Annotated in this window: 24 protein-coding genes; 4 read left to right on the top strand and 20 right to left on the bottom strand. The window is 68.8% G+C overall.

All coding sequences use genetic code 11. The features are described from left to right. Positions 1–66: 66 nt before the first annotated feature. From cydC to EV647_RS36360, 4 genes are read right to left on the bottom strand one after another with little or no spacing between them, the layout of a single operon-like run. Complete coding sequence (cydC, locus tag EV647_RS36375; protein WP_134011225.1) at positions 67–1680, bottom strand: thiol reductant ABC exporter subunit CydC; 1614 nt, start codon at positions 1678–1680, stop codon at positions 67–69. Next, a complete protein-coding gene (cydD, locus tag EV647_RS36370; protein ID WP_134011223.1) occupies positions 1677–3302 on the bottom strand; it encodes a thiol reductant ABC exporter subunit CydD in 1626 nt (541 codons plus the stop codon). The genes cydC and cydD overlap by 4 nt, the downstream gene beginning before the upstream one ends. Further along, positions 3299–4282, bottom strand: coding sequence for a cytochrome d ubiquinol oxidase subunit II (gene cydB, locus EV647_RS36365; protein WP_134011221.1), 984 nt, complete (start codon positions 4280–4282; stop codon positions 3299–3301). The genes cydD and cydB overlap by 4 nt, the downstream gene beginning before the upstream one ends. 10 nt (positions 4283–4292) lie before the next feature. After that, the gene (locus tag EV647_RS36360) at positions 4293–5696 is read right to left on the bottom strand and encodes a cytochrome ubiquinol oxidase subunit I (RefSeq protein ID WP_134011219.1); all 1404 of its coding nucleotides are present in this window, start codon (positions 5694–5696) and stop codon (positions 4293–4295) included. An 82-nt stretch (positions 5697–5778) separates the two neighbouring features. Here EV647_RS36360 and EV647_RS36355 point away from each other — a divergent pair, with 82 nt between their 5' ends. Then, complete coding sequence (locus EV647_RS36355; protein ID WP_134011217.1) at positions 5779–6171, top strand: BlaI/MecI/CopY family transcriptional regulator; 393 nt, start codon at positions 5779–5781, stop codon at positions 6169–6171. Next, positions 6168–7073: a M56 family metallopeptidase gene (locus EV647_RS36350; RefSeq protein WP_134011215.1), complete on the top strand. Its 906-nt coding sequence runs from the start codon at positions 6168–6170 to the stop codon at positions 7071–7073. Before EV647_RS36355 ends, EV647_RS36350 begins: the two co-directional genes overlap by 4 nt. On the opposite strand, the gene EV647_RS36345 is transcribed toward EV647_RS36350, so the two are convergent. The 4 genes from EV647_RS36345 to EV647_RS36330 all read right to left on the bottom strand — a co-directional run bounded on the left by EV647_RS36345 (position 7066) and on the right by EV647_RS36330 (position 10124). Next, complete coding sequence (locus EV647_RS36345) at positions 7066–7626, bottom strand: dihydrofolate reductase family protein (RefSeq protein ID WP_134011213.1); 561 nt, start codon at positions 7624–7626, stop codon at positions 7066–7068. The two genes, EV647_RS36350 and EV647_RS36345, sit on opposite strands and share 8 nt — an antisense overlap. A gap of 148 nt (positions 7627–7774) precedes the next feature. Beyond that, complete coding sequence (locus tag EV647_RS36340) at positions 7775–8866, bottom strand: low specificity L-threonine aldolase (RefSeq protein ID WP_134011211.1); 1092 nt, start codon at positions 8864–8866, stop codon at positions 7775–7777. A gap of 30 nt (positions 8867–8896) precedes the next feature. Next, positions 8897–9598, bottom strand: a complete 702-nt coding sequence (locus EV647_RS36335; RefSeq protein ID WP_134011209.1) for an anti-sigma factor — start codon at positions 9596–9598, stop codon at positions 8897–8899. Beyond that, on the bottom strand, positions 9591–10124 hold the full coding sequence (locus EV647_RS36330; RefSeq protein WP_134011207.1) for a sigma-70 family RNA polymerase sigma factor: 534 nt from the start codon (positions 10122–10124) through the stop codon (positions 9591–9593). Before EV647_RS36330 ends, EV647_RS36335 begins: the two co-directional genes overlap by 8 nt. A gap of 180 nt (positions 10125–10304) precedes the next feature. On the opposite strand from EV647_RS36330, the gene EV647_RS36325 reads away from it, so the two are divergent. Further along, positions 10305–10628, top strand: a complete 324-nt coding sequence (locus EV647_RS36325) for a nuclear transport factor 2 family protein (protein WP_134011205.1) — start codon at positions 10305–10307, stop codon at positions 10626–10628. A gap of 4 nt (positions 10629–10632) precedes the next feature. Here the strand turns inward: EV647_RS36325 and smc are convergent, their stop codons facing one another. The 10 genes from smc to EV647_RS36275 all read right to left on the bottom strand — a co-directional run bounded on the left by smc (position 10633) and on the right by EV647_RS36275 (position 22409). Further along, a complete protein-coding gene (gene smc, locus EV647_RS36320) occupies positions 10633–14193 on the bottom strand; it encodes a chromosome segregation protein SMC (RefSeq protein WP_166680516.1) in 3561 nt (1186 codons plus the stop codon). Between the two features lie 295 nt (positions 14194–14488). After that, positions 14489–14644 carry a hypothetical protein gene (locus EV647_RS36315; RefSeq protein WP_238151152.1) on the bottom strand — a complete coding sequence of 52 codons (156 nt, stop codon included), beginning with the start codon at positions 14642–14644 and terminating at the stop codon, positions 14489–14491. 188 nt (positions 14645–14832) lie between these two features. Further along, on the bottom strand, positions 14833–15687 hold the full coding sequence (gene mutM, locus EV647_RS36310; protein ID WP_134011201.1) for a bifunctional DNA-formamidopyrimidine glycosylase/DNA-(apurinic or apyrimidinic site) lyase: 855 nt from the start codon (positions 15685–15687) through the stop codon (positions 14833–14835). A 1-nt stretch (position 15688) separates the two neighbouring features. Next, a complete protein-coding gene (gene rnc, locus EV647_RS36305) occupies positions 15689–16417 on the bottom strand; it encodes a ribonuclease III (protein ID WP_130387617.1) in 729 nt (242 codons plus the stop codon). Positions 16418–16432: 15 nt separating this feature from the next. Continuing rightward, positions 16433–16624 carry a 50S ribosomal protein L32 gene (gene rpmF, locus EV647_RS36300; protein WP_130387616.1) on the bottom strand — a complete coding sequence of 64 codons (192 nt, stop codon included), beginning with the start codon at positions 16622–16624 and terminating at the stop codon, positions 16433–16435. Positions 16625–16723: 99 nt separating this feature from the next. Continuing rightward, positions 16724–17239: a DUF177 domain-containing protein gene (locus tag EV647_RS36295; RefSeq protein ID WP_238175824.1), complete on the bottom strand. Its 516-nt coding sequence runs from the start codon at positions 17237–17239 to the stop codon at positions 16724–16726. A gap of 128 nt (positions 17240–17367) precedes the next feature. Beyond that, the gene (gene coaD / locus EV647_RS36290; protein ID WP_134011197.1) at positions 17368–17838 is read right to left on the bottom strand and encodes a pantetheine-phosphate adenylyltransferase; all 471 of its coding nucleotides are present in this window, start codon (positions 17836–17838) and stop codon (positions 17368–17370) included. Beyond that, positions 17835–18431, bottom strand: coding sequence for a 16S rRNA (guanine(966)-N(2))-methyltransferase RsmD (gene rsmD / locus EV647_RS36285; RefSeq protein WP_134011195.1), 597 nt, complete (start codon positions 18429–18431; stop codon positions 17835–17837). The genes coaD and rsmD overlap by 4 nt, the downstream gene beginning before the upstream one ends. A 115-nt stretch (positions 18432–18546) precedes the next feature. Beyond that, positions 18547–20772, bottom strand: coding sequence for an ATP-dependent DNA helicase RecG (recG, locus tag EV647_RS36280; protein WP_134011520.1), 2226 nt, complete (start codon positions 20770–20772; stop codon positions 18547–18549). Positions 20773–20795: 23 nt separating this feature from the next. Further along, a complete protein-coding gene (locus EV647_RS36275) occupies positions 20796–22409 on the bottom strand; it encodes a DAK2 domain-containing protein (RefSeq protein WP_134011193.1) in 1614 nt (537 codons plus the stop codon). 128 nt (positions 22410–22537) lie between these two features. Between EV647_RS36275 and EV647_RS36270 the strand changes: the two genes are divergently transcribed. Further along, the gene (locus EV647_RS36270; protein WP_238177572.1) at positions 22538–23557 is read left to right on the top strand and encodes an SAM-dependent methyltransferase; all 1020 of its coding nucleotides are present in this window, start codon (positions 22538–22540) and stop codon (positions 23555–23557) included. Between the two features lie 216 nt (positions 23558–23773). Here the strand turns inward: EV647_RS36270 and rpmB are convergent, their stop codons facing one another. Beyond that, on the bottom strand, positions 23774–23995 hold the full coding sequence (gene rpmB, locus EV647_RS36265; RefSeq protein WP_130387610.1) for a 50S ribosomal protein L28: 222 nt from the start codon (positions 23993–23995) through the stop codon (positions 23774–23776). 73 nt (positions 23996–24068) lie between these two features. Beyond that, positions 24069–26057, bottom strand: coding sequence for an aldo/keto reductase (locus EV647_RS36260; protein WP_134011191.1), 1989 nt, complete (start codon positions 26055–26057; stop codon positions 24069–24071). Positions 26058–26097: the final 40 nt, after the last annotated feature.

Genomic DNA, 26097 nt, shown 5'->3' with positions numbered 1-26097 from the left:
GAAACGAGCAGTGGGGTCAACACGGTTCCCCATCTTGACAGACACCCGGCCCGCCGCTGGCATTTGTCACGTCAGGCAAACGAATTGTTGCGGTACGTGAGGAGGCACCAACTCGGGGCGGTGAGTGAGCAGAACCACCGTTCGGTCGCCTGCCGCCGCGAACAGGTCGGCCAGCAGCGCCCGTCCGGTCTCCTCGTCCAGGTGCTCGGTCGGCTCGTCGAGCACCAGTACGTCGCGATCGGCCAGCAGCAGCCGCGCGAAGGCGAGCCGCTGGCGCTCACCACCCGACAGCCGCGCACCGTGCTCCCCGACCATGGTGTCGAGGCCCTGCGGCAGCTTCTCGACGAGCATCCCGAGCCGCGCCCGGTAGAGCGCCTTCCACACCTGCAAGTCGCTGACCCCAGGCTTCGCAAGCAGCAGGTTCTCCCGGACGCTCGTGTCGAACACGTGGCTCTCCTGGGTCAGCAGCCCGACGACAGACCGCACCTGGTCGCCTTCGAGCCTGGCCAGGTCCACTCCGTCCAGCAGCACCTCTCCCCCACGTGGCTCGAGGAACCGGAGCAGTACAGCGGCCAGCGTGCTCTTGCCCGAGCCACTCGGGCCGGTGATCACCACACGACTCCCGGCCGGCATGTCCAGGCTGAGTCCATCCAGTACGTCAGGGCCGTCGTACCCGGCTCGCAGCAGGTTCACCTGCAGATCGCGTCCCGTTGGGAGGGGCAGTGGCTTGGCCGGCTCGGTGACCGGCGCGGGGGTGTCTACGAGTTCCTGCACTCTGTCGAGGGACGCCCGTACCCGGATGGCCAGTTGGGCGGCTGCGGGAACTCCGCCGAGTACGTCGGCCAGTGCGAGCGGGGTGAGGACAAGTACAGCGAAGACAGCACCAGTGATGTGCGCCGTACTGCCGAGGACCAGGGCGGCCACGCTGGCGCCGCCGACGCACAGGACGAGCAGGGCACTGCCGAGGCCTGCGCTCCAGGCGGACCGGCGTTCAGCGGCGGCCAGGTGGGCATCGCGGCGGCTGAAGTCGTCCAGCACCGAGTCGATCGCGTTGTAGGCGACCACATCGGCTGCAGTGAGCAGGGACTCGGTGGTGGTGGCTGCGACGTCCCCACGGGCACCAGCGACGTTGCGCTCGGCTCGCTCGGCAGTCCGGGCAGTCAGCCACGGTACGACGGTGCACGCGATCAGGACCGCCAACGCGACGGCGGCGCCGGCTGTGGGAAGCAGCACCGCGAGGAGGCCCACCGTGGCGGCTGCTGTGACAGTTGCGACCGCAACGGGCAGGAGGACTCGTAGCCAGAGGTCGAGGACCGCGTCCACGTCCAGCACCAGTCGGGCGAGCAGATCGCCCTTCCGCTGCGAACCGAGTGGTGCGAGCTTCTCCAGACGCCCGGTGATACGAGCGCGGGTCTCCCCCAGCACCCGGTACGCCGCATCGTGTCCGACGAGCCGCTCGACGTACCGGAAGACGCCACGCCCGACACCGAAGGCGCGCACTGCGACGATCGGGACCATCAGCAACAGCACCGGTGGTTGTGCCGAGGCTGCTGTGATCAGCCAGGCCGACGTGGCGAGCAACGCGACAGCCGACCCGGCAGCGGCGACGCCCAGCAGGAGCGCCAACCAGAGCCGCCACATCACTCCGCGCTGCGGCCGAGCTAGCTGCAGGCTCTTCATGCGTTCACCAGCTCTCGGGCGCCGACTGTGACTGTGCGGTCGGCGGCGGCGATCAGGGCGGGCCGGTGGGCGACCATGAGGACTGTGCGGCCGCTGGAGCGCAGACCGGTGATGACGGCGGCCTCCGTGTCGGCGTCGAGGCCGGCTGTTGGTTCGTCGAGCAGCAGCACCGGGGCGTCGGTGATGAGCGCGCGGGCGAGCGCTACCCGGCGTTGCTGACCGCCTGAAAGCTGCTGTCCCTGCTCCCCTACAGGCTTGTCCAACAGCAGGTCGGGAGCACCAGCAGCCAGAAGCGCCAAGCGGACCTCGTCGTCCGACGCGTCCGGCCGGCCCAGGCGCACGTTGTCGGCCACGGTCCCCAGCCTCAGACCGGGACGCTGCGGCACCCACGCGAACTGCCGCCGCCACTCCACCGGATCGAACTCGTCCGCTGCACTGCCGGCAGCGACGACCATCCCACGCTCCGGCGCCACGAACCCGAGCAGTACAGCCAGAGCGGTCGACTTCCCAGCACCACTCGGCCCGGTGAGCGCCACCACCTCACCCGGCCGCAACTCCAGATCGAACCCCTCCAATGCCGGCACGTCCCGCCCCGGGTAAGTCACCGTCACGTCGTACAGGTACAGCGGACTCACTCGAAGATCGGGTACGTCGGTGCGCTCGCCACGTGCGGGCAGTGGCGTCTCCAGCACGCGGAACACCTCTTCGCTCGCCGCAACCCCGTCCGCGCTGGCGTGGAACTGCATGCCGACCTGTCGCAACGGCAGGTACGCCTCCGGCGCCAGGATCAGCACCATCAGCGCGGTCTCGAGCCCGAGTTTCCCGTCAACCAACCGAAGACCGACGCCGACAGCAACCAGTGCGACCGACAGACTCGCCAACAGCTCCAACGCGAACGACGAGAGGAACGCCAGCCGCAGGCTCCCCATCGACGCAGCGCGGTGCTGGTCGGTAACCCGCCGTACCGCGGACTCCTGCGATTTCGCGCGGCCGAACAGCTTCAGTGTGGTCAGTCCGCCGACCACATCAGCGAAGTGATGCGCCAGCACGGCCAGCGCGTGCTGACGCTGCCGGCTGCGCGCCTGTGTCACCCAGCCGATCAGTGCCATGAAGATCGGGATCAGCGGTAGCGTGATCAGCACTGTCCCAGCAGCAATCAGGTCACCGGTCGCCATCCAGCCGATCACACCTGCGGGCACAGTGGCAGCCAGAACGAGCTGCGGCAGGTAGCGGGCGAAGTACGGGTCCAAATCGTCCAGGCCCTTGGTCAGCAGGGTTGTCAGCGCGCTGCTGCGTTCACCGCTCAGCCAGACCGGTCCGAGCTTCAGAGAGTGCTCCAGCACCTGCCGCCGCAGCGTGGACTTCACCGCGGCGGCTGCGCGTTGCGCGACCACCTCCTGCGCCCACACCAGCAACGCGCGGCCTGCAACGACTGCAGCCAGACCCCAGGCGACAGCAGTCACCCCGCTGCCCCGCAGTACGACGCCTGCAATGCCGTGAGCGAGCAGCACGGCCTGCACGATGATCAGCGCCCCGCTGGCGACGCCGATCAGTACTGACGCGGCCAGGAAGACACGGGCGCCCCGGGCCCTCCTCAGCAACCGCGGGTCGAGCGGCTTCATGCGACCACGACCCGCTTACGGAAGACCCAGTACGTCCACCCCTGATAGAGCAGCACCAGCGGCATGAAGATCGCCGTGATGATCGTCATCGCCTTCAACGTGTACGGCGTTGACGCGGCATCAACAATTGTCAATGTTGATCCGGGGTCAAGTGTTGACGGCATGACGTCGGGGAACAGCGCGACGAACAGCGACACCACGGCCAGTCCGATCGCGAGCGTCGTACCGACGAAGGCCCAGCCCTCGCGGCGCAGGAGGTTCGCGACCAGACCGCCCGCGAATGCAACGATCGCCGCGATCGTCACGAGGACGGAGCCGGTGTCGCCGCGCAACGCCTGCGCCCAGGCGAGGAAGGCGATCGTCAGCACCGCGGCGACGGCACCGGTGCGGGTGGCCAGTCGGTTGGCGCGGCGGCGCAGGTCGTCGGTGGTGCGCAGGGCGAGGAAGATCGCGCCGTGGGTGACGAACACCGCGACGAAGGTCAGGCCGCCGAGCAGCGCGAACGGGTTGAGCAGCGTCCCGAAGCCGCCGACGTACTCGTGATCGGCGTCCAGCGGCACCCCGCGCACGATGTTGCCGAAGGCAACGCCCCAGAGCAGCGCGGGCAGCACCGACCCGACCACGATCATCGCGTCCATCCGCGCGCGCCACTCCGGCTCGTCCCGCTTGCCGCGGTACTCCAGTGCGACGCCGCGCACGATCAGTCCCACCAGGATCGCGAACAGCGGCAGGTAGAACCCGCTGAACAGCGTTGCGTACCACTCCGGGAACGCCGCGAACGTGGCCGCGCCGGCCATGATCAGCCAGACCTCGTTACCGTCCCAGACCGGGCCGATCGTGCTGATCGCGGCCCGCCGTTCGGGCTCGTTCCGGCCCAGCACGCGGTACAGCATCCCGACTCCGAAGTCGAAGCCCTCGAGCACGAAGTACCCGGTCCACAGCGTCGCGATCGCGACGAACCATACAGTCGTCAGTTCCATCACAGGCCCCTCAGTACGCGAACGAGAGCGGTTTGTCGGGCTGATCCGGAGCCGTGTCCGGTGGCGCATCCGTCCCGGCCAGGCCGGTCCGGATCGTCCGCAGCAGCAGCTTGGTCTCAACCACCGCGAGTACGCCGTACAGCGCGGTGAACCCGACCAGCGAGGTGATCACCTCGCCGCTGGTCGTACCGGGTGAGACACCCGACGCCGTCGGCAACAGACCGAACACCAGCCACGGCTGCCGACCGGTCTCGGTGAAGATCCAGCCGAACGTGTTCGCCACCAGCGGCAGCAACGGCAACGGCGCCGCCAGCCACACCAGCCAGCGGGCAGGAGCCCGCCCGCGACGCGTGGTCCACAACAACCACAGCGCGACCGCCGCCGACGCCATCCCGACCCCGATCATCAACCGGAACGTCCAATACGTCAGCGGGATGTTCGGCTTGTACGACCCCGGCCCGTACAACTGCTCGTACGCCTCCTGCAGCGAATTGATCCCCTGCACCTCACCATCGAAACGCCCGGTCGCCAGGAACGACAGCAGGTACGGCAACTTGATCGAGAAAATCTCCTTCGAACCGTCCAACGTGCCGACCGTGAACACCGAGAACGACGCCGGCTTCTCGGTCTCGTACAACGCCTCAGCCGCCGCCATCTTCATCGGCTGCACCTCGGTCATCACCTTGCCCTGCAGATCACCGCTGATCGCGACACCCACACTGGCCACCAGCACGACCGACGCGCCTATCTTCAGCGCCGACCGGAAGACGTCCTCGTCGACCATGGGACGCCGTACCAGATGCCACAACGCGACACCGGCCACGAACGCACCACCGACCATGAACGCCGCGAAGATCGTGTGCGGAAACGTCACCAGCACGACCTTGTTGGTCAACACCGCCCACAGATCCGTCAACTCCGCACGACCACGCTCGGCGTTGTAACGAAAACCCACCGGGTTCTGCATCCACGAATTGGCCGCAAGGATGAAGTACGCCGACAACTGCGTGCCGAGCACCACCATCCAGATGCACCCCAGATGCACCAACTTCGGGAGCCGGTCCCAGCCGAAGATCCACAAACCGATGAACGTCGACTCCAGGAAGAACGCCAGCAGCCCCTCCAGCGCCAACGGGGCCCCGAACACGTCGCCGACGAACCGCGAATAGTCACTCCAGTTCATCCCGAACTGGAACTCCTGCACCAGGCCGGTGACCACACCCATCGCGATGTTGATCAAGAACAGCTTCCCGTAGAACTTCGTCAACCGCAGATACTTCTCCTTCCCCGTCCGGTACCAGGCGGTCTGCAAGCCGGCGGTGATCGCGACCAGCGAGATCGTCACCGGCACGAAGAAAAAGTGGTACACGGTGGTGATCGCGAACTGCCACCGCGCCAGATCCAGGGTGTCCATCGGAAGGCCTCCCCAGCCATCTACGACGTGTCGTAGTAGATGCTAGCGCGGATCTACTACGACGTGTAGTTATACTGGTCACGTGGCGAGTGAGGAGAAAGGACCACGCCCCCTGGGCGACCTGGAACGCCTGGTGATGGAGCAGCTCTGGGCGGCTCCTGCCGCGCTGACCGTGCGTGAGGTGCACGAGCGGCTGGCAGGCACCCGTGAGCTCGCCTACACGACCGTGATGACCGTTCTGGACCGGCTGGCGAAGAAGAAGCTGACCGAACGCGAGCGCGACGGCAAGGCCTGGCGCTACCGCGCCGCCGCACCACGCGAGGAGCTGGCCGCCGACCTGATGCGGGACGCACTCGACCGTGCGGGCGACCGGCGCGAGGCCCTGGTCCGTTTCGTGGGTCAGGTGTCCGACGAGGAAGCGGCACTGCTCCGCGAAGCCCTGTCGAGGTTGAACGAACAGGAGCCGACGGGGTGATCACCCCGGTCCTGCTGGCCATTCTGGCGCTGGTCCTCACCGGCCCGGCACCGGCCCTGCTGGCTCGTTCCGACTGGCCCTACCGGGTCCCCCGAGCCGCCGTCATCCTGTGGCAGGCGATCGCACTGGCCGCAGTACTGGCCGCCCTAGGTGCTGGTGTCGCGTTGTCCTACTCGATTGCCGGCCGCCCTGGCGAGCCACGGTTCGATCCGTCGTCGGCACGGGATCTGGTGGCCGCAGCGATCCTCGCCATGGTCGCGCTGGTCGTAGTGCGGCTGCTGTGGGCGATCGGGCGGGTAGCGGTCGGGACTCGGGCACGGCGCAAGCGGCACCGCGATCTCGTCGACGTACTGGCCACACCGGACGGACTGATCCCAGGGCTGCGGGTGCTGGCCGAGGAGACACCGCTGGCCTACTGCCTGCCGGCGCTGCGTGGCGCGCGGGTTGTCGTCTCCGTTGGCGCGTTGGAGCGGCTGGACGACAGTGAGCTGAAGGCTGTCCTCGCCCACGAGCAGGCGCACCTGCGGGCTCGGCACGACCTCGTGCTGGAGGAGTTCACCGCGCTGCACCATGCCTTCCCGCGCTGGGTCCGTAGCGATGTCGCCCTGGAGCAGGCCCGCACACTGGTCGAACTGCTCGCAGACGACGACGCTCGCCGCCGCAACGGTCCACGCCCACTGGCGCGCGCCCTGGTCGCACTCGCCGGTTCACCGGCACCAGAGGCCGCAATGGCAGCAGCCAAGTCCGCCACAGTCCTGAGGGTTCAACGCCTGGCCGGCCCGGCCCCCAACGAGGCCAGGCTCTCCGCTGTCACGTACGCCGCAGCAGCCGCACTCCTGATCCTGCCGACGATCACCATCGCCGCTCCGATCGTGCGCGCGATGGTCGACGCGCTCAGTTAGCCGGCCGGTACCGCACCAGTACCCCGCCCGCACCCCAGGGACGCGCCTCGATCAGCTCCAGACCCACCGGCGAACCACCGGAAGGGAAGGCGCTCTTGCCTACCCCCAGCAACACCGGGCAGATCCGCAGCTGCACCTCGTCGACCAGCCTGGCCCGCAGCAACGACTGGAACAGCGTGATGCTGCCCCACAGGATGATGTCCTTGCCGGTCTGCTCCGCCTTCAGCGCCCGCACCGCGTCCAGGTCACGGACCACCAGACCAGGCTCGTACGGACCCCACGGCGCACTGCGCAGCGTCGTCGACACGACGACCAGTCGCAGCGCGTTGAGCTTCTCGGCGATCGGCTCGCCGGCCGACGCCTCGGTCGGCCAGAACCCTGCGAACAACCGGTACGTCTCGGCGCCCAGCAGCATCGTGTCGACACTCTCGAGCAGCTCGAGGTTGTCGTCGTCCGGCTGCGAGCTGATCGCGTCGAAGAACTCCAGTCCGCCGTCCGGCCCCGCGGCGTACCCGTCGAGCGTCACATATTCCTGGAAGATCAACCGCCTCATCCAGCGAGGCTACCCGAAATGTTTTCCCTCACCCCGTGCTACCGCCAGGAGCACCAGCCCCGACAGAACCAGCAGAACCACCATCGTGACGACGAATGTCAGCACTTCTCTCCCCAGATCCCCACAACCAACACAGTGCTTGACGTTCTCAGCGTGCCAGAAGTTCCGCGAACGCCTTGGCGATCTCGTCGATCTGCCATTCCAGCGACGCCGGCGTCATCACCAGCTCGACCCACGACCACCCTGGTACGTCGGCAGGCTGCCACGGCCCGCACAGCGACTCGTGTGTCCGCTCCATCCGCTCGACGGCAGCATGCTCGATCGACTCCGCGGAACGCGGCGCGTAGACCCGGAACGAGTTGGTGTGCGGCGGCTCCGGGAAGACGCGGAAACCTTCGCTCTGCAAGGCCATTGCGACCTCGACGGCCCGCTGGTGCAGGTCGTTCATCAGCGGCAGCACCGTGCGAAGTCCGTTGCGCGCGGACACGGCGTACGGGAAGAGCGAGTACAGGTTGCCGCCGAGGCGCCGCTGCCACCGCCGTACCTCTGCGATCACGTCCTCGGGGCCGGCCAGCGCTGCACCACTGATGCCGCCCAGCACCTTGTAGAACGACACGTACACCGTCGACGCCAGCGCTGCGATCTCAGCCAGGCTGTGCTCCAGGTACGGCGTGCTCTCCCACAGCCGTGCGCCGTCCAGGTGGAGCGGTACGCCGCGCTCCGCACAGGACTCGGAGAACACGACCAGCTCGTCCCAGCTCGGCAGCACGAACCCTGCATCGCGTAGCGGCAGCTCGAGCGTCACCGCGGCCAGCTTGCCCGGGATCGCGGTCAACTCGTCTGGTCGCGGCTGACGCGGTTCTGACGTCAGCCGCTCGATCCGCAGGTGATGCACCTCTTCCAGCGCGTTGAGTTCGTGCACCAGCAGGTGGGCGAGCCCGTGGACCGCTACTCGGCTGATGCCCGCGCGGTCGGCGTACACCCGCAGTACGCCCTGCTGAGCGAGGATGCCGGTCGGAAGGAACACGGCGGCCGGTTTGCCCAACAGCTCGGCCACCTCCTGCTCCAGCGCGGCTACCTCACCACCGCTGCCGTAGACATCGACCAGATCGTCGGTTGCGACATCTGCAAGGTGACGCAGCCGGTCCGCTACGGGCACCCGCCGCTGGCCAAGCCAACGCTCACAGTTGTCCGCCGCGTTCTTCCGGCGCTCTCGCAGGTCCTCGGAGGTAGTAGCCACAGCTCCATCCTCTCGCGTCCCGCAACGGGGTTAGATCGTGGCCGTCACCACGTGCTTTCCCTGCACGGTCCTGATCTCCACCGAACGCACCTGGTCGATCGGAGTCAGCACACCGCCCCCGAACGTGCTCCCGTTCTTCGCAGCCTTCTCGGACACCAGCCAACTGCCCGCTACCCAGGTCCTGCCTGACTTGTCGGTGACGACCATCTCGCACTGGTCGCCGGCTTTCAGACCGCTCACCTGCACCCTCACCCAGCTCCAGCCCGCCCGCGGTTCCACTGTGGCGGCCATGGTGGCACCGGTCGTCGTGTCGGAGGTTGTGACCTGTTTGGAGCCGGCGACAGGCTCATTGGAGTCCGGTGCGGTAGACCGGCCGAGTACGACTCCCCCGCCGAGCGCACCAGCCACCACGACCACCGCGGCCGCGATCAGCAACCAACGCGAGCGTCGCTTGGGCTTCGCCTGGGGCTCCAGTAGCTGCGGCTCCAGTGCCTGAGGCTCCCGGACCTCGCGCAGCGTGCGCTGCAGCAACAGGTCGCCACCCTCAGGTGGTCCCTCCAGGAACGCCTCCGGTGGTACCTCTCCCAGGAATTCCTTCATCTCGGTGAGCTCAGCCAGCTCCGCACGGCACTCAGCACAGCTGGCCAGGTGCTCGTCGACGGCCGCTACCTCGGCCGGCTCCAGTGCACCGAGAGCGTAGGCGCCCAGTTGCGTACGGTCATGCTCACTCATGGGACACCTCCGTTGCTTTCTCTGCCATCACCGCGCGCAGAGCTCGGAGGGCGTAGTACGAACGCGATTTCACGGTACCGGGCGGAACACCCAGCTCTTTGGCAGCCTCTGCGACGGACCGGCCGCGGTAGTACAGCTGCACGAGTACTTCGCGGTGCTCGGGCGACACCTTGTCCAGCGCGTCCATCACGACCATGGTGTTCACCACGGACTCGGAGTGATCCCCTGTGACCGGCGGCGTGTCCACCACGTCCGCCACCTCGGTCGGGCGCACTGCCCGAGCGCGTGCCCGGTCAGTGACCAGATTGCGCGCCACCGTCAGCAGCCAGCCCCGCACCGACCCGCTGCCGCTGGTCAGGTCGTCCGCGTGCTTCCAGGCCCGCAGCAGCGTCTCCTGTACGACGTCCTCGGCCGCGGCTCGATCTCCGGTGAGGCGGGTGGCGTACGCCAGCAAGCTGCGGCCGTGTTCGGCGTACAGCGCCCGGATCAGGATCTCGGTGTCGTGCGGCCCTGGGTTGTCAGCCACCGACCGCACGATACCGGGATCAGCGGGCGCCCACACCACGACAGCACCAGCCAGACACCACCGACGGCCTATCCACTCATCACACGCTGCATCACAGGCTCCCCCGATCGGGTCCGAACGTCACCTGTCATACGTGCCGATCCGCCGATCGGTTCAGGCTGGAGCGATATCGTCGTCGGCATGAGCCAAGAGATTCCCGCAGCGGTTCAGCGCGCGCTCGACGCGATCGACGCCCTGGACAACGACGCGTTCGTGGCGGCGTTCGCCGCGGACGGCTACGTGAACGACTGGGGCCGCGAGTTCCGCGGCCACGACCGGATCCGCTCCTGGAGCGACAACGAACTGATCGGCAAGAACGTCACCTTCACCGACACCCAGGTCACCACCCCCGGCAACCCCCTGACGATCCTCACCCAGGTAGGCGGAGACGGCTTCAACGGCCCGTCCCACTTCACCTTCGAAACCCAAGGCGACGAACTGGCCTCCATGACCATCACCGCGTGAGGTCCTAGACGGGTTCGGGTTCGCGGATCCGTTGGGAGATGACGGCGGAGACGCCGTCGCCGCGCATGGTGACGCCGTACAGGGCGTCGGCGACCTCCATGGTGCGTTTCTGGTGGGTGATGACCAGGAGCTGGCTGTTCTCCCGGAGTTCCTCGTAGATCTCCAGGAGGCGGCCGAGGTTGGTGTCGTCCAGGGCGGCCTCGACCTCGTCGAGGATGTAGAACGGCGACGGGCGGGCCTTGAACAGGGCGACCAGGAACGCGACCGCGACCAGCGAACGCTCGCCGCCGGACAGCAGCGACAGCCGCTTGACCTTCTTGCCCGGCGGGCGCGCCTCGACGTCGATACCGGTGGAGAGCATGTCGTCGGGATCGGTCAGCACGAGCCGGCCCTCACCACCGGGGAACAGCCGGCTGAAGACGTGCTCGAACGCGATCTCGACGTCCCGGTACGCCTCGGTGAAGACCTGCTCGACCCTGTCGTCGACCTCCTTGACGATGTCCATCAGGTCGCGCCGCGACTTCTTCAGGTCCTCCAGCTGCTCGGAGAGGAACCGGTGCCGCTCCTCCATCGCCTCGAACTCCTCGAGCGCGAGCGGGTTGATCTTGCCGAGCTGGTTGAGCGCACGCTCGGCCTGCTTGAGCCGCTTCTCGACCTTGGTCCGGTTGAACGGCTCGGCCTCGAGCTCGAGCGTGTCGTCGTCACCGGCCTTGGGCAGCGGCGGCACCAGCTGGTCCGGTCCGTACTCGGTGACCAAAGCGTCGACCTCGATACCGAGCTCGCCGAGCGCCTTCTCGTACAGCTGCTCCAGGCGCATCTTCTGCTCGGCCCGGGCCAGTGCGTCCCGGTGCACGGTGTTCGTGAGCTGCTCCAGCTCGGAGCTGAGGTTCCGCGTCGCGGACCGAGCCTGTGCGAGCGCCTGTTCCCGGTCGGCCCGCTGCGCCTGGATCGCCGCCCGCTCGGCCGCGGCCAGCTGCAACGACGACTCCAGCCGCGCCAGCACGTGACCGGCAGCCAGGTGTACGGCGTTCGCCGCCTCGGCCTGCCGCGCACGGCGTGCCGCCCGCGCGATCGACCTGGCCCGCGCCTCGCGCTCCTGCCGGGCCGCGCGCTCCAGCGAGTCCGCGCGACCGGACAGCGCCCGGGCCCGCTCTTCGGTGGTCCGCAGCGCCAGCCGCGCCTCCATCTCGGCCGCACGCCCCGCCTTGGCCTCCTCGGCCAGCCGGTCGCGCTGCGACGTGTCGGGCTCGTCGCCCTCCTCGTCGAACGCCTCGGCGTCCATCAACCGCTCTTCGAGCTCGGCCAGACCGGACAGGTTCCGGTCGCGCTCCTCCTCGGCGGCCGCGATCGCCTCGGCCATCCGCGCCGCCTCGCCGCGGGACGCCTTCGCCAGCGATCCGAAGTGCCCGAGCTGCTCGGCCACGGCCGCCATCGACGCATCCGACTCGTGCAACCGAGCCAGCGTGATCTCGACGGACTCCTTCTGGCGACTCCGCTCGTCCTCGAGGGCCTGCAGCTCGAACCGCAGCCGCTCGCTCCGGGCAGTCGCCTCGGTCAGCTTCTCCGTCGCCTCGTCGACCGCGGACTGCACCTCGATGAGGCTGGGTGCCGCGTCCGACCCGCCATACGCGAAATGAGCGCCCAGTACGTCGCCCACACGCGTCGTACACGTGACGTCTGGCAGGTTCCGCAGCAGGGACCGTGCCGCGTCCACGTCGTCGACGACCGCGACCTTGCGCAGCAACCGCCGTAGGGCGGGCCGCAGGGTCTCCGGGCATTCCACGACATCCACGGCGTACGACGCGCCGTACGGCAGCACCGGCCACGTGGCGTAGTCGTCGGCCGGGGCGTCGCCCAGGAGCATCCCGGCGCGGCCGAGGTCGTGCTCCTTGAGGTGACCGACGGCGTGCAGCGCCGCGTCGGTGTGGGTGACGGCGACCGCGTCCGCGGCCTCACCGAGCGCCGCGGCGATCGCGGTCTCGTACCCGGACCGCACGCTCAGCAGGGCGGCGACCGACCCCATCAGCCCGTTGATCTGCTCCGACGCGGCCAGCAGCGCGCCGGCCCCGTCCTTGCGGTTCAGACCGAGCTCCAGCGCTTCCTTGCGGGCGGCCAGACCGGTGCGCTCGCGCTCGGCGTCGCGCTCCTCGGCTCGCAGCTTCGCCAGCCGCTCGTCCAGCTCGTCGAGAACGGCCTGGGCAGCCTCGTACTGGTCGTCGAGGCCCTTCTCCCCGGCATCCAGCCCGGCGACCTGGGTCTCCAGCGCGGTGAAGTCGTGCTGGGCCTTCGCGGCGCGCTCCTCGGCCTCGCGCCGGTTGGCGGCGAGCCGGCCGATCTCGGACTCGGCGGCGGCCGCGCGGCTCTTCAGCGCGTTCACCTGGCCGGTCAGCCGGGCCAGCCCTTCGCGGCGGTCGGCCGCGGCCCGGATCAGTGCCGAGATCCGGCGCTCCTCCTCGGCCTCCTGAGCCTCGAGCTGCTGGCGGCGCTCGACGCACTCGGCGAGCAGCTCCGAATGCGCCTCGACCTCGGCCTCGATCTGCGCCTCGGTCTCGCGGACCCGGGCCGCTTCCAGTTCGAGTTCCTCGGGGTCGCGGCCGGCCCGCGGCTCCTCGGCCTCGTCGTTCAGCGACCGGATCCGATCCGCCGCGATCCGCGCCGTACCTTTGATCTTCTCGCCGAAGCCGGACAGCTGGTACCAGGTGTCCTGGGCGGCCTGCAGGGCCGGCGCGTCCTCGCGGAGCGCGTCCTCCAGCTCCGCCTCGAGCTCGCGGGCCTCGCGCAGCTTCGCCTCGGTCTCGGTACGCCGCTGCGTGAGCGCGGCCTCGTCCCGCAGCTCCGCCTCGAGCGCGGACTGCGCCTGGACGATGTCGTCGGCGAGCAGCCGGGCGCGGCCGTCGCGGACCTCCGCCTGGATGGTCACCGCCCGGCGCGCCACCTCCGCCTGGCGCCCGAGCGGCTTCAACTGGCGGCGGATCTCCTGGATCAGGTCGCCGAGCCGGTGCAGGTTGCCCTCGGTGGCCTCCAGCTTCCGGATCGCCTTCTCCTTGCGCTTGCGGTGCTTCAGGACACCGGCGGCCTCCTCGACGAATCCGCGGCGGCCTTCCGGCGTGGCGCGCAGGATCGAGTCCAGCTGGCCCTGACCGACGATGACGTGCATCTCGCGGCCGATCCCGGAGTCGCTGAGCAGCTCCTGGACGTCGAGCAGGCGGCAGTTCTGGCCGTTGATCTGGTAGTCGGACCCGCCGTTGCGGAACATCGTCCGGCTGATCGTCACCTCGGCGTACTCGATCGGCAGGGCGCCGTCGGTGTTGTCGATGGTGAGCACCACCTCGGCGCGGCCCAGCGGGGCGCGGCCGGAGGTGCCGGCGAAGATGACGTCCTCCATCTTGCCGCCGCGCAGCGACTTGGCGCCCTGCTCACCCATCACCCAGGCCAGCGCGTCGACGACGTTGGACTTGCCGGAGCCGTTCGGCCCGACGATGCAGGTGATGCCTGGTTCGAAGTTCATCGTCGTCGCGGACGCGAACGACTTGAAGCCTCGGAGCGTCATGCTCTTCAGGTACAAGGCGAAGCTCTCCAACCCGTGAAAGGACAGACGGTACCGGAGGAACCGCCGTAGCTGTACGTCGCGCTGCCGCTACCCGGGGGAAGGTGTTCCGCTTCGCAGTCTACAAAGAGATCCGCGGAATCCAGCGGAGGCCAGGCCGTTGAGAGATGGCCGGCGAGGATGGGTGCACAACCAATCGTTGAACCTACGGCGCTGTTACACACCACGGCGGCGGAGGCCCGGACGGGGGCCACCGCCGTCCCGCGAACGTAGCAGCGTAGTGCGGACGGTCGAGATCGAATCTCTGCCTGCGTCAGACCGAAGCGGGAGTACGCAGGGCCTCGTCGACGGTCAGCAGCCGACCCTCGTGGATCTGTGCCACCAGGTGGTCGTTCTCTGCCTGGAGCCGCATCACGTGCGCCTCCAGATCTGCGACGCGCCGGTTGAGCAGACGAACCTGCTCGAGCATGCGCGGGTCAGTGCCTCCAAGATGCCCTAGAAGAGCCTTGGCCATTGTGCTGTCCTCCGGAAGGGTTCTGGCCGGTCGCGCTCCGTGTCGAGGTCATGAAGGAGCGCCGAAAATGTGTGCCGTCTTTCAGGGTGACACCGGCGAGGGCGACGGGTCAACCTGGACCACGTTTATTAACGATACCTCGTTCACCAGCGGACATGGCGCGGGACCGGTTGACATTTCGGGCAGCGGTACGACGAACGGTTCATGAACGGCTCGCGACGGATCGGCCGGCCGTCCCGCGGGCAGGGCGATCCCTCCTGGCCGTAGACGTTCAGGCCACGCTCGAAGTACCCGGATTCCCCGTTCACGTTGACGTACAGGGCGTCGAAGCTGGTGCCACCAACGGTCAGCGCCTCCGCCATCACGGCGTGCGCCTGCTCGAGAATGCCCTTTATTTGTGAGGGTTTCAGCGTTTCTGTCGCCCGGGCGTAGTGCAGCTTGGCCCGCCACAACGCCTCATCGGCGTAGATGTTGCCGATCCCGCTGATCGCGGTCTGGTCCAGCAGTGCTCGTTTGAGGCCGGTCCGGCGGCGGCGGATCTTCGCGGTCGCCAGCTCCGGATCGAACAGAGGATCGAACGGGTCGCGGGCGATGTGGGCGATCTCGGCGGGCAGTTCGGCACCGCCCTCGGAGTACGACAGACCACCGAACATCCGCTGGTCCACAAAACGGACCTCTCCGCCGCCGTCGGCGAACCGGAACCGCACCCGCAGATGCGGCTCGTCGGGCGCGCCGACCGGCTGGACCCGGAACTGACCGCTCATTCCGAGGTGGGTCAATACCGCGTCACCGGACGTCAACGGCAGCCACAGGTACTTGCCGCGCCGGGCCGGCTCGGCGAAAACCTGCCCCTTGAGCCGCGACACGAAGTCCTCCGGCCCGGCGGCATGACGCCGTACCGGGCGGGGGTGCAGCACCTCGACGGTCTCGATGGTCCGCCCGGCGAGAAACTCCACCAGACCGCGCCGTACGACTTCTACCTCAGGAAGCTCCGGCACTTCAGGACTGCGAGGGGTCCACGCTGTCGGGATGCGCGGCGCGCAGGGCCTTCCAGGCGGTCTCGGCGGCCTGCTGCTCGGCTTCCTTCTTGCTCCGGCCGATGCCGTGGCCGTAGGTGTCGGAACCGATCCGGACCCGCGCCTCGAACGTCTTCGCGTGGTCCGGTCCGGACTCCGCGATCACGTACTCGGGGACGCCGACGCCGAGCTGGGCGACCAGCTCCTGCAGCGACGTCTTCCAGTCCAGGCCGGCGCCGAGCCGGGCCGACGACTCCATCAGGTCGTCGAACAGCCGGTGCACGACCCCGCCCGCGACCTCGAAGCCGCGGTCCAGGTACACGGCGCCGATCAGCGCCTCGACGCAGTCGGCAAGGATCGACGACTTGTCCCGGCCGCCGGTGGCTTCTTCGCCGCGGCCGAGCCGCAGGTACTTGCCCAGCTTGAGCTCGCGGGCGACACCCGCGAGCGCACGCATGTTGACCACCGCGGCCCGTAGCTTGGCCAGTCGGCCCTCGGACAGGTCGGGATGGTTCCGGAACAACGACTCCGTGACGATGACGCCGAGCACGGAGTCCCCGAGGAACTCCAGCCGCTCGTTCGTCGGCAGCCCGCCGTTCTCGTACGCGTACGAGCGGTGGGTGAAGGCGTGCTCCAGCAGTTCGTCAGCCAGCGATACGCCGAGCCGCTGGTTCAGCTCGGCGTAGAGCCCCGTTTCGTTGGCAGAGTTCACTGTGAAGGTGGCCGTTTAGCTCTCGACGACCTGGCGACGCTCGCCCTTCGCGCCGTACTGGCCGCAGTTCGGGCAGACGGTGTGCTGCAGGTGCTTCGCGCGGCAGGCGGGGTTCACGCAGGTGACCAGCGACGGGGCAGTCGTCTTCCACTGCGCCCGGCGGCTCCGGGTGTTGCTGCGCGACATCTTCCGCTTCGGAACGGCCACGGTTATGACTCCTCGGTTCGGCCGGGGGCTGGTGGACCCGGCCGGCTCAGTCTGACGTTTTCGGGTGGAGCGGTACTGCGGTGTTGCGATGGAGCTGTTTCAGTTGTCCTGCTGGTCCTGCTGGAGCAGGTTGCCGAGGGCGGCCCAGCGCGGGTCGGTCCCGTCCTCGTGCTTGTGGCCGGGCTCGTCCGCCAGGCGTACCCCGCAGTCGGGGCACAGACCCGGACAGTCGTCCGTACACAGCGGCTGGAACGGCAGTGCGAGCACCACCTGGTCCCTCAGCACCGGCTCGAGGTCGATCAGATCGCCCTCCATCCGGCTGGCCTCGTCCGGCTCGGCTTCGCTCTCCGGGTAGACGTACAGCTCCTGGATGTCAGCGAGGAACTCGTCCTCGATGTCGACCAGGCACCGCGCGCACTCCCCGACCAGACGGCCGCGAGCCGTTCCGGTGACGAGCACCCCTTCGACCACCGATTCCAGCCGTAGATCGAACTGGATCGGATCGCCCTCGGGGACGCCGATCACGTCGATTCCGAGATCCGCCGGCGCCGGCGCCGTGAAGGTGACTTCGCGTTGGGACCCTGCGCGGCGGGTCAGCTCGTGCGTGTCGATCACGAGTGGGGACCGCGGGTCCAAGACGCTCAGAACATCCCTTTCAGGCGTGGGCAGGCAAGAACTCGGTCTCGTCGAGACCGGTGATCAACACTACCAACTCCCCGGCGTTGCGCCCAATCCGGGGACACTCACAGCGTGTTCAGTAACCGTGTGTGAACGGCCGGCGTCACGAACGTGCTGACGTCGCCGCCGAGCCGGGCGATCTCCTTGACCCAGCTGGACGAGATGAAGGCGTGTTCCGGCGCGGTCGGCAGGAAGACCGTGTCGACGCCGGTCATCCGCCGGTTCAGCTGCGCCATCTGCAGCTCGTAGTCGTAGTCGGCCGCCGAGCGCAGGCCTTTCACGATCACGCCGGCGCCCTCGGCCCGGCAGTAGTCGACCAGTAGTCCCTCGAAGGAGCCGATCCGGACGTTCGGGAACGGCTCTACCAGCTCGGTGAGCATCTCGATCCGCTCCTGCGGGCCGAACAGCCGGTTCTTCGACTGGTTCACCCCGGTCGCGACGATCAGCTCGTCGAAGGCGGCCGCCGCCCGGGTGACGATGTCGAGGTGCCCGACCGTGGGCGGGTCGAAGGTCCCTGGGAAAACGGCCCTACTCATCCCGGGACCTCGCCGTCGCCTTGACCATGGCGGTGACCGTACCAAAGGCGTGCCTCACCGTACTTGCGGTCCCGCAGCGCGGCGAACCCCTCGGGCCAGTCCCACGGCTCCCGTTTCCCGCGTTCGACGACCACGACCGCGTCGTCGGCGAGCCAGCCGTGCGTCACCAGGTCGGTCAGCACGTCCTGCAGCTCGGCCGTCTCCAGCTTGTACGGCGGGTCCGCGAAAACGAGGTCGAACACCGAGTCGAATCCAGGCGGAGGGTCACCGGCTGTCACCTTCTCCACGGGCCGGGTCAGCAGCGTCGCACCCGGCAGCCCCACGACCTTGATGTTGGCCGCGATCACCTCGGCCGCCTTCCGGTCCGATTCGACCAGCACGACCGTCGCGGCACCCCGGGACAACGCCTCCAGCCCGATCGCGCCGGATCCGGCGTACAGATCGAGGACCGCGAGCCCGTGGAAGCTCCCGAACTCGGACTCCAGCGACGAGAACAGCGCCTCGCGCACCCGATCCGCCGTCGGCCGCGTCCCACTCCCCGCCGGCACCCCGATCCGCCGCCCCCCAGCCGCTCCCCCGATGACGCGCGTCACGGGGCCTCCCGTTCTGGACTGAGGAGCGGAGGGAGCGAAGCGACCGGAGCGACGAGGGAAGAACGGGAGGAGAAGGCCCGTGACCCCCGCGCCGGAGGCGCGGCATTCAACACAGTCACGTTTTCTCCAGGTACTCGGTGGTCTCGGACTGCAAGGCGTTTCGGACGATTGCGAGGAGTTCCGGGAACTCGGACAGAGCGGGGTCCACGCCGACGATCCTGGTGGCCTCGTGCCGGGCCGCGAGGATGATGTCCTCGTCCCGCAGCACGCTGAGCAGTTTGAGGCTGCTGCGCCGCCCGGACTGCGCGACACCGAGCACGTCGCCCTCGCGGCGGGTCTCCAGGTCGATCCGCGACAGCTCGAACCCGTCGGTCGTCGACGCGACCGCGTCCAGTCGCCCGTACGACTTCGATCCCGCCCACAGGTCCGTGACCAGCAGGCACAGCCCCGGGACCTTGCCCCGCCCGACCCGGCCGCGCAGCTGGTGCAGCTGCGAGATGCCGAACCGGTCGGCGTCCATGATCACCATCGTCGAGGCGTTCGGTACGTCGACCCCGACCTCGATGACCGTGGTCGCGATCAGTACGTCGATGTCCCCGGCCGCGAACCGGGACATCACCGCGTCCTTCTCCTCGGCCGGCAGCCGCCCGTGCAGGATCTCGACGCGCAGGTCGTGCAGGATCTCCGCGAGCGCCTCGGACACCTGCATCACCGAGATCGGCGGGCGGGCCTGCTTCTTGCCGCCTTCGTCGGTGTCGAGGAGCTCGCCTTCCTCGTCCTTCGCGTTCTTGACGTCGTCCCCGATCCGCGGGCAGACGACGTACGCCTGGTGGCCCTTGCCGACCTCCTCGCGGACGCGCGCCCAGGCCCGCTGCAGCCAGTCCGGCCGCTCCTTGGCGGGCACCACGGACGACTGGATCGGCGATCGCCCGGCCGGCAGCTGGGTGAGCGTCGACACCGCGAGGTCGCCGAACACCGTCATCGCCACGGTCCGTGGGATCGGTGTCGCGGTCATCACCAGCACGTGCGGCGTGTTCTCGCCGGACTTCGCGCTCAGCGCGGCCCGCTGCTCGACCCCGAACCGGTGCTGCTCGTCGACCACCACGAGCCCGAGATCCGCGAACTGGACCTTGTCCTCGAGCAGCGCATGCGTTCCGACGACGATCCCGGCGGCACCACTGGCCGCGTCGAGCATCGCCGTACGGCGGGATGCGGCGTTCAGCGAACCGGTCAGCAGACCGATCTTGGTGGCATGTTCCGCGCCGCCGAGCATGCCCTGCTCGGCCAGGTCGCCGAGCATCTTGGTGAGCGTCTTGTGGTGCTGGACGGCCAGCACCTCGGTCGGCGCGAGCAGCGCGGCCTGACCGCCGTTGTCGACCACGGACAACATCGCCCGCAGCGCGACCACGGTCTTGCCGGAGCCGACCTCGCCTTGCAGCAGCCGGTGCATCGGGTGCGGCCGGGCGAGGTCGGCGAAGATCTCCTCCCCCACCTCGGCCTGGCCCTCGGTCAGCTCGAACGGCAGCCGCTGGTCGAAGTCGTCGAGCAGCCCACCGGCCTGCCGCGGCCGCGGTACGGCGCTCTGCGCGTCCATCACCGCGCGGCGCTGGGCGAGGATCGTCTGCATCACCAGCGCTTCCTCGAACCGGAACCGCTGCTGCGCGTCGTGGATGTCCTTCTCGGTGTCCGGAAGATGCACCTTCTGCAGGGCTTCCCGGAGGCCGAGCAGCTTCTCGTTGCGTAGGACCAGGTCCGGGACCGGGTCGTCGACGCGGTCGTCGAGGCTGTCCAGGACGATCTTGACGGACCGCTCGATCGTTGCGGTGGGCAACTTCGACGTGGCCGGGTAGATCGGGCGGAACGGCCGGGCCCGGCGTTCGATCTCGGCCTCGGTGAGGTCTTCCTCGTCCAGCACCTCGGTGCCGGGATTCTTCAGCTGCATGGTGGTGCGGAACATCGTCACCTCGCCCCAGAACAGGGCAGCGGTGCCGGGCGTCAGCTTCGTCAGCAGCCAGGGCTGGTTGAAGAACGCCAGCTCGATGTCGTTGCGGCCGTCGGTGACCACGACCTTGGTGATCGTCCGCTGCTTGCGGAACCTCTGGACCTGGTCGGGCTTGATCTCGATCTTGCTGTCCAGCGCGCGAGCCGTGACCTTCTTGACCCGGCCGTTGACAGTCGCCTGGTCGCCGACCTCCAGTTCGTCGAACGGGGTCAGCTCGCCCTTCTTCAGGTACCGCCGCGGGTAGTGCCGCAGCAGCTCGCCGACGGTCTCGATCTCGAGCACGTCCGCAAACGTCTTGGCCGTCTTCGCCCCGAGGAAGTCCCGGAGCTTGCGGTCCATGTCGCCCGTACTGTTCAACACCGCTATTCCACCCCGATCAGCAACGGGTACCTGTCCTGTCCTCCGTCGTACACCACGACATCGACATCTTTGCGTTGCCGACGTACGTGCCGCTCCACAGCCTCGGCCAGGGCGGGGTCGGCGTCGCGGCCGGTGACGATCGTGAGCAGCTCGCCACCGCCGCCGAGCAACCGGTCGACGACCGCCAGCGCCGCCTCCTCCAGGTCGGCGGTGATCAGCGCGAAGTCGCCGTCGACGACGCCGAGCGCGTCGCCGATCCGGCACCGGCCGGCCATCGTCCAGGCGTCCTTGACCGCGATCGTGACGGCGCCGTGCCGGGTCTGCCCGGCGGCCGCCGAGAGGTGTACGACGTCGTCGTCGAAGCTGCGGTCCGGGTCGTGGACGGCGATCGCCGCGAGGCCCTGGACCTGGGCGCGGGTCGGGATCACGGCGACCCGGATCCCGTCCTGGCGGGCGGCGGTGGCGGCGGCCTCGGCGACCGCGATCGAGTCCTGGTCGTTGGGCAGGATCACGATCTCCGGCGCCTGGGACTGCTCGATCGCCTGGAGCAGCTCGCCGGTGGAGCAGCGGCGGCCGGGAGCGCCGCGGATGATCCGGGCGCCCGCCTCGGCGAACAGGCCGGCGAGGCCTTCGCCGGCGACAACCGCGATCACCGCGCGGCCGGGAGCGGGCTCGTGGTGGTGCGCCTGGTCGTCGAAGTGGGTGACGCGGATCCGGTGCGGGCGGCCGATGTCGATGCCCTGCTCGATCGCGGCGCCGACGTCGTCGGTGTGGACGTGGACGTTCCAGAGCCCGTCGCCGCCGACCACGACCACGGAGTCGCCGAGCGCGGCCAGGGTCTGCCGGAAGTCGCCGATCTTGTCGTCGAGCGCGTCGAGCAGGTACATCACCTCGTACTCGGGCCCGTCCTGGCTCTCGGCGCTCTCGCCCTGCGGTTCGACCCTGGCCGGTACGTCGACGCGCACGTGCTGCCCGGTGAGTACCGATTCCATCGCGCCCAGGATCACGACGAGGCCTGCTCCTCCGGCGTCGACGACCCCCGCATGCCGCAGTACGTCGAGCTGTTCCGTCGTCTTGGTGAGGGCCTGGCGCGCGGAGGCGACCGCGGCGAGGCAGACGTCGGCGAGGGTCTTGCCGTCGTTGGCGGCGGTCATCGCACCGGTGGCGGCGGCGCGGGCGACGGTGAGCATCGTGCCTTCGACGGGCTGTGCGACGGCCCCGTACGCGGCGTCGGCGGCGAACTTGAGCGCGTCGGCGAAGGCGGCGGCCTCGCTCATCTGTGGATCGGCCAGGACGCCGTCCGTCTGGTGGTGCGGGAGGTTCTCGTCGAGGCGGAGGCCGCAGGCACGGATCAGCTGGGAGGTGATCACGCCGGAGTTGCCGCGAGCGCCGAGCAGGGCACCGCGGCCGAAGGCCTGGATCGCCTCGGTGAAGGTCAGTTCGCCCTTGGGCAGCGCCTCGCAGGCGGCTTCCCAGGTCAGGTAGAGGTTGGTGCCGGTGTCGCCGTCCGGCACCGGGTACACGTTCAGCTCGTCGATCTCGGTCCGGGCGCGGGCCAGATCGGCCAGTGCGGTCCGGGCCCAGGCCCGCAGCACGTCAACGGTCAATTCCTCCACGCCCGGAAGGCTAACGCGTACCGAAGGACAGGAGGTGGTCCCCTCCGCTGCTCGTGTTGCGCAGTTCGCCAGGCGTGGACCGGCCTATACGTACTCGACTACGTCCTGTCGTTCGGTACGGTTCCCGGGTGAGCGGCGGCAGGAGTGTGTTGTTCTCGGCCGCGGCCGACAGTTACGAGTTGGCTGTGCGGGAGATCCGGGGCGAGTTCGGGCGGGACGTGCGGATCCAGCGGGTCGGCGCGGAGCTGGGACGGGTCGACGGGCCCCCAGGGCTCACAGTGGAGGCGTTCGCGGCGGCGTGTGATGCGGGACGGATCATGTTCGTCCGGCACCTGACGGTGGAGATCGCCAGCTTCGAGGAGCTGCCGCCGGAGTACGAGCTGGCCGAGGTGGTGCTGGGCGAGCTGCCCGAGTACCCGAAGGCACTCGCGGTACAGGCCTGGACCGATGCGGCCGGCACCGGCGGGTCGTACTACCACCGCCTGGAGGAGGCCCTGACCGGCCGCGGGGTCGCCGTCACGCGTTCCGGGCAGGAGTACGTCGTCTCGTGCTTCGCGGGGCGGAAGGCGGTGCTGCTGGGGCTGAACCGGCTCGCGGACAGCCTGTCGGACTGGCCCGGCGGGCGGATGCGGCTGGCTCGTGGTGACGAGCGGGTATCGCGGTCGGAGTTCAAGCTGGAAGAGGCGATCGCGACCTTCGGGCTGGAGCTGCCGCGGGGCGGGAAAGCAGTCGACCTCGGCGCCTCACCGGGCGGATGGACGCGGATCCTGCGGCAGCACGGGCAGGAGGTGTGGTCGGTCGACCCCGGTTCGCTGGATCCGCGGCTGCGCGGCGATCGCCGGATCCATCACGAGCCCACGACGGCGGGCCGGTTCTTCGCCGCGAACCGGGTCCGCTTCGACGTGGCCGTGAACGACATGCGGATGGATCAGGTGACGAGCGCCCGGATGATGCTGGACGCGGCGGCGCACCTACGGCGCGGCGGTCTCGCGATCGTGACCCTGAAGGGCGGCGGCAAGAACCCGCTGGACGGCGCCCGCCGAGGCATCGACATCCTCCGCGAGCAGTACGACGTACTCCACGCCCGGCAACTCCACCACAACCGCAACGAGATAACCGTGGTCGCGAGGCAGAGGTCCCGCGAGTAGGTGGCGCCGTCGCGAGCGTCGTCCCGCGGAGTGCTGGGCAAGGCGGAGGAGGGAGGCAGGACGGAGTCCTGTCGACCGACGACAACGCCGCCCAGTGCCCGCGGGGCGGCGCGCAGCAGGCGCCACCTACTCGCGGGACCTCTCAACACGAATAGGCGCCCGGGGTGAGACCCGGGCGCCTATCGGAAGGCCCTACACGGAGTGAAAGCTGAGGGATCAGCCGACGACGCGCTGGACCTTGCCGGCCTTGATGCAGGAGGTGCACACCTTCATCTTGGTGGGCGTGCCCTTGATGATGGCGCGGACCGGCTGGATGTTGGGGTTGAACCGGCGGGGCGTACGAGCCTTGACCCGCCGGATCATCGCGCCCTTACCCAGACGGGCAACGCTGTTGCCGAACGTCGGCTGCTTGCCGCAGACATCGCACTTCTTAGACATGATTCTCCGTGTTCAGGGTCGTGACACCGACAGACCATGTTACATGTGTGTCAGCGCCCCACCAATTCGGCTGTCAGGCAGTGAGGTAGGCCACTTCGTCGTCCGTCAACGTGACCGAAAGACCAGGTGTTGAGGTCCTGGTCTCGCTGACGTGCCGCGGCCCGATCAGCGGGAACACCGGGTACGGCTGGTGCAGCAACCAGGCCAGCGCGATCGCTGTCGGCTCGACTCCCTTGGCGGCCGCCAGCTCCCGTGCCCGGTCGAGCCTACGGAAGTTCTCGTCGGAGTAGAAACAGCGCACGAGCTCCTGGTCCGAGGTGTCCTCCGGCTTGGCCCGTCCGGTGAAGAACCCGCGCGCCTGGCTCGACCACGGGAACAGTGCGACCTGCCGCTCGCGCAGCCATTTCTGCGACTCGTCGTCGGCCACGTGCCGGCAGCCGGCCCACGGTACGTCGTAGGCCCGCGCGAGGCTGAGGTGGTTGCTCAGCAGCGTGAACGGCTGCTTGCTGTTCGCCTCGGCGTACGCGTTGGCCTCGTCGAAGCGCGCGGTCGACCAGTTGGAGCCGCCGAACGCCTTGATCCGGCCGGCCTTGAAGTGCTCGTCGAGGACGTCGACGAACTCCGAGACCGGGATGTCCTCGTTGTCGCGGTGCATGAAGTACAGGTCGACGTGGTCGGTCTGCAGCCGTTCGAGGCTCTCGTGCAGCTGCCGGGTGATCGACTCGGGGTCGCAGTACGGCGTGTGCGCGCCCTTGCCGATCACGACCAGGTCGTCCCGGTTGCCCCGCGACTTCATCCACTGCCCGAGCAGCTTCTCGCCGCGCCCGCCGCCGTAGATGTACGCCGTGTCGAACGTCGTACCGCCACGCTCGACGAAGTCGTCGAAGATCACCGCGGCGTGCGGCAGCGTCTGCTGGTTGTCGACGCCCATGACGAGCCGGGAGACCTGCTTGTCGACGCCCGGCACCTTGCCGTACGTCATCGGGGCGTCGTCGCGCCGGGTCAGCGGCCGTCCGGTCGCGGTCGGGATGATCGCGTCGTCCCGCTCGCTCGCGTACTGCTGCCCGATCGCGGCCCGCCACTGGTCCTGGACCGTGAGGTTCCCGAGGGTGTCGGCCCAGGTCATCTCCGGCGCCTGCTTGGCCCCGGACTGGATCGCGGCCTGCACGGCCTCGGCCTCCGCCGTGTAGATCAGCGCCGGCTCCGCGGAGATGTCCCGCGCCTCCTCCCCCACCCGGTGCAGGGTGACATGGGTCGGCTTGCCGTCGCCGCCGAACCACGGGTCCTCGACGACCAGGTATCCCTCGCTGCCGAAGATCCGGACCTGGTTCTGGTCGGCGAGCCGTACGCCGGTGCTCACCTGGGCGGTGACGCCGCCGTCGAAGAACAGCGTCGCCACGGTCCATTCGTCGGCGCCGGTCTCACCGACGTGCCCGACCGCGCTGACGGCGGCCGGGTCGGCGTACGGCTGCCCGGTGGCCGCTCCCGCGATCAGGCGGGCCATCGACACCGGGTAGCCACCGACGTCGAGGATGCCGCCGCCGGCCAGGTCGTCGGCGAAGATCCGGCTCTCCGGCCGGTACCCGGCGGCGAACGCGAACGTGGCCTGGATCTGGTGGACGGTGCCGATCTCGCCGTCGCGGACCAGCTGGGCGATCAGCTTGGTCTGCGGCAGGCACCGGTACATGTACGCCTCCATCAGGAAGACGTCGTTGCGTACGGCGGCCTCGATCATCGCCTCGGCCCACGCGCGGTTGATCGCGAGCGGCTTCTCGCACAGCACGTGCTTGCCGGCCTCGGCCGCCTTGATCGCCCACTCGACGTGCATCGGGTGCGGCGTGGCGATGTAGACGGCGTCGACGGTTGCGTCGGCGAGCAGGTCGTCGTACGAACCGTGCCGGTTGGCGATGTCCCACTTGTCGGCGAAGGTGTTCGCCGACTCGAGGGACCGGCTGCCGACGGCGACGACCTCGTTGGTCTTCGAGGTCGGCACCTGACTGGCGAACCGGGAAGCGATATTGCCGGTGCCGATGATGCCCCAGCGGAGCGTGTGGTCAGTCAAAAGAAATCCCGTTGTGATTGTGGTTGCAGGTCAGAATTTC

Source organism: Kribbella sp. VKM Ac-2566 (assembly GCF_004366005.1).
Lineage (GTDB): Bacteria > Actinomycetota > Actinomycetes > Propionibacteriales > Kribbellaceae > Kribbella > Kribbella pratensis.
This window is presented reverse-complemented; position numbering and strand designations above follow the sequence as displayed.

Excerpts from the sequence above, each read along its gene's own strand:
- cydC (WP_134011225.1), bottom strand. The coding sequence starts at position 1,680 with ATGAAGAGCCTGCAGCTAGCTCGGCCGCAGCGCGGAGTGATGTGGCGG.
- cydD (WP_134011223.1), bottom strand. The coding sequence starts at position 3,302 with ATGAAGCCGCTCGACCCGCGGTTGCTGAGGAGGGCCCGGGGCGCCCGT.
- cydB (WP_134011221.1), bottom strand. The coding sequence starts at position 4,282 with ATGGAACTGACGACTGTATGGTTCGTCGCGATCGCGACGCTGTGGACC.
- EV647_RS36360 (WP_134011219.1), bottom strand. The coding sequence starts at position 5,696 with ATGGACACCCTGGATCTGGCGCGGTGGCAGTTCGCGATCACCACCGTG.
- EV647_RS36345 (WP_134011213.1), bottom strand. The coding sequence starts at position 7,626 with ATGAGGCGGTTGATCTTCCAGGAATATGTGACGCTCGACGGGTACGCC.
- EV647_RS36335 (WP_134011209.1), bottom strand. The coding sequence starts at position 9,598 with ATGAGTGAGCATGACCGTACGCAACTGGGCGCCTACGCTCTCGGTGCA.
- EV647_RS36325 (WP_134011205.1), top strand. The coding sequence starts at position 10,305 with ATGAGCCAAGAGATTCCCGCAGCGGTTCAGCGCGCGCTCGACGCGATC.
- EV647_RS36315 (WP_238151152.1), bottom strand. The coding sequence starts at position 14,644 with ATGCTCGAGCAGGTTCGTCTGCTCAACCGGCGCGTCGCAGATCTGGAG.
- coaD (WP_134011197.1), bottom strand. The coding sequence starts at position 17,838 with ATGAGTAGGGCCGTTTTCCCAGGGACCTTCGACCCGCCCACGGTCGGG.
- recG (WP_134011520.1), bottom strand. The coding sequence starts at position 20,772 with ATGGACCGCAAGCTCCGGGACTTCCTCGGGGCGAAGACGGCCAAGACG.
- rpmB (WP_130387610.1), bottom strand. The coding sequence starts at position 23,995 with ATGTCTAAGAAGTGCGATGTCTGCGGCAAGCAGCCGACGTTCGGCAAC.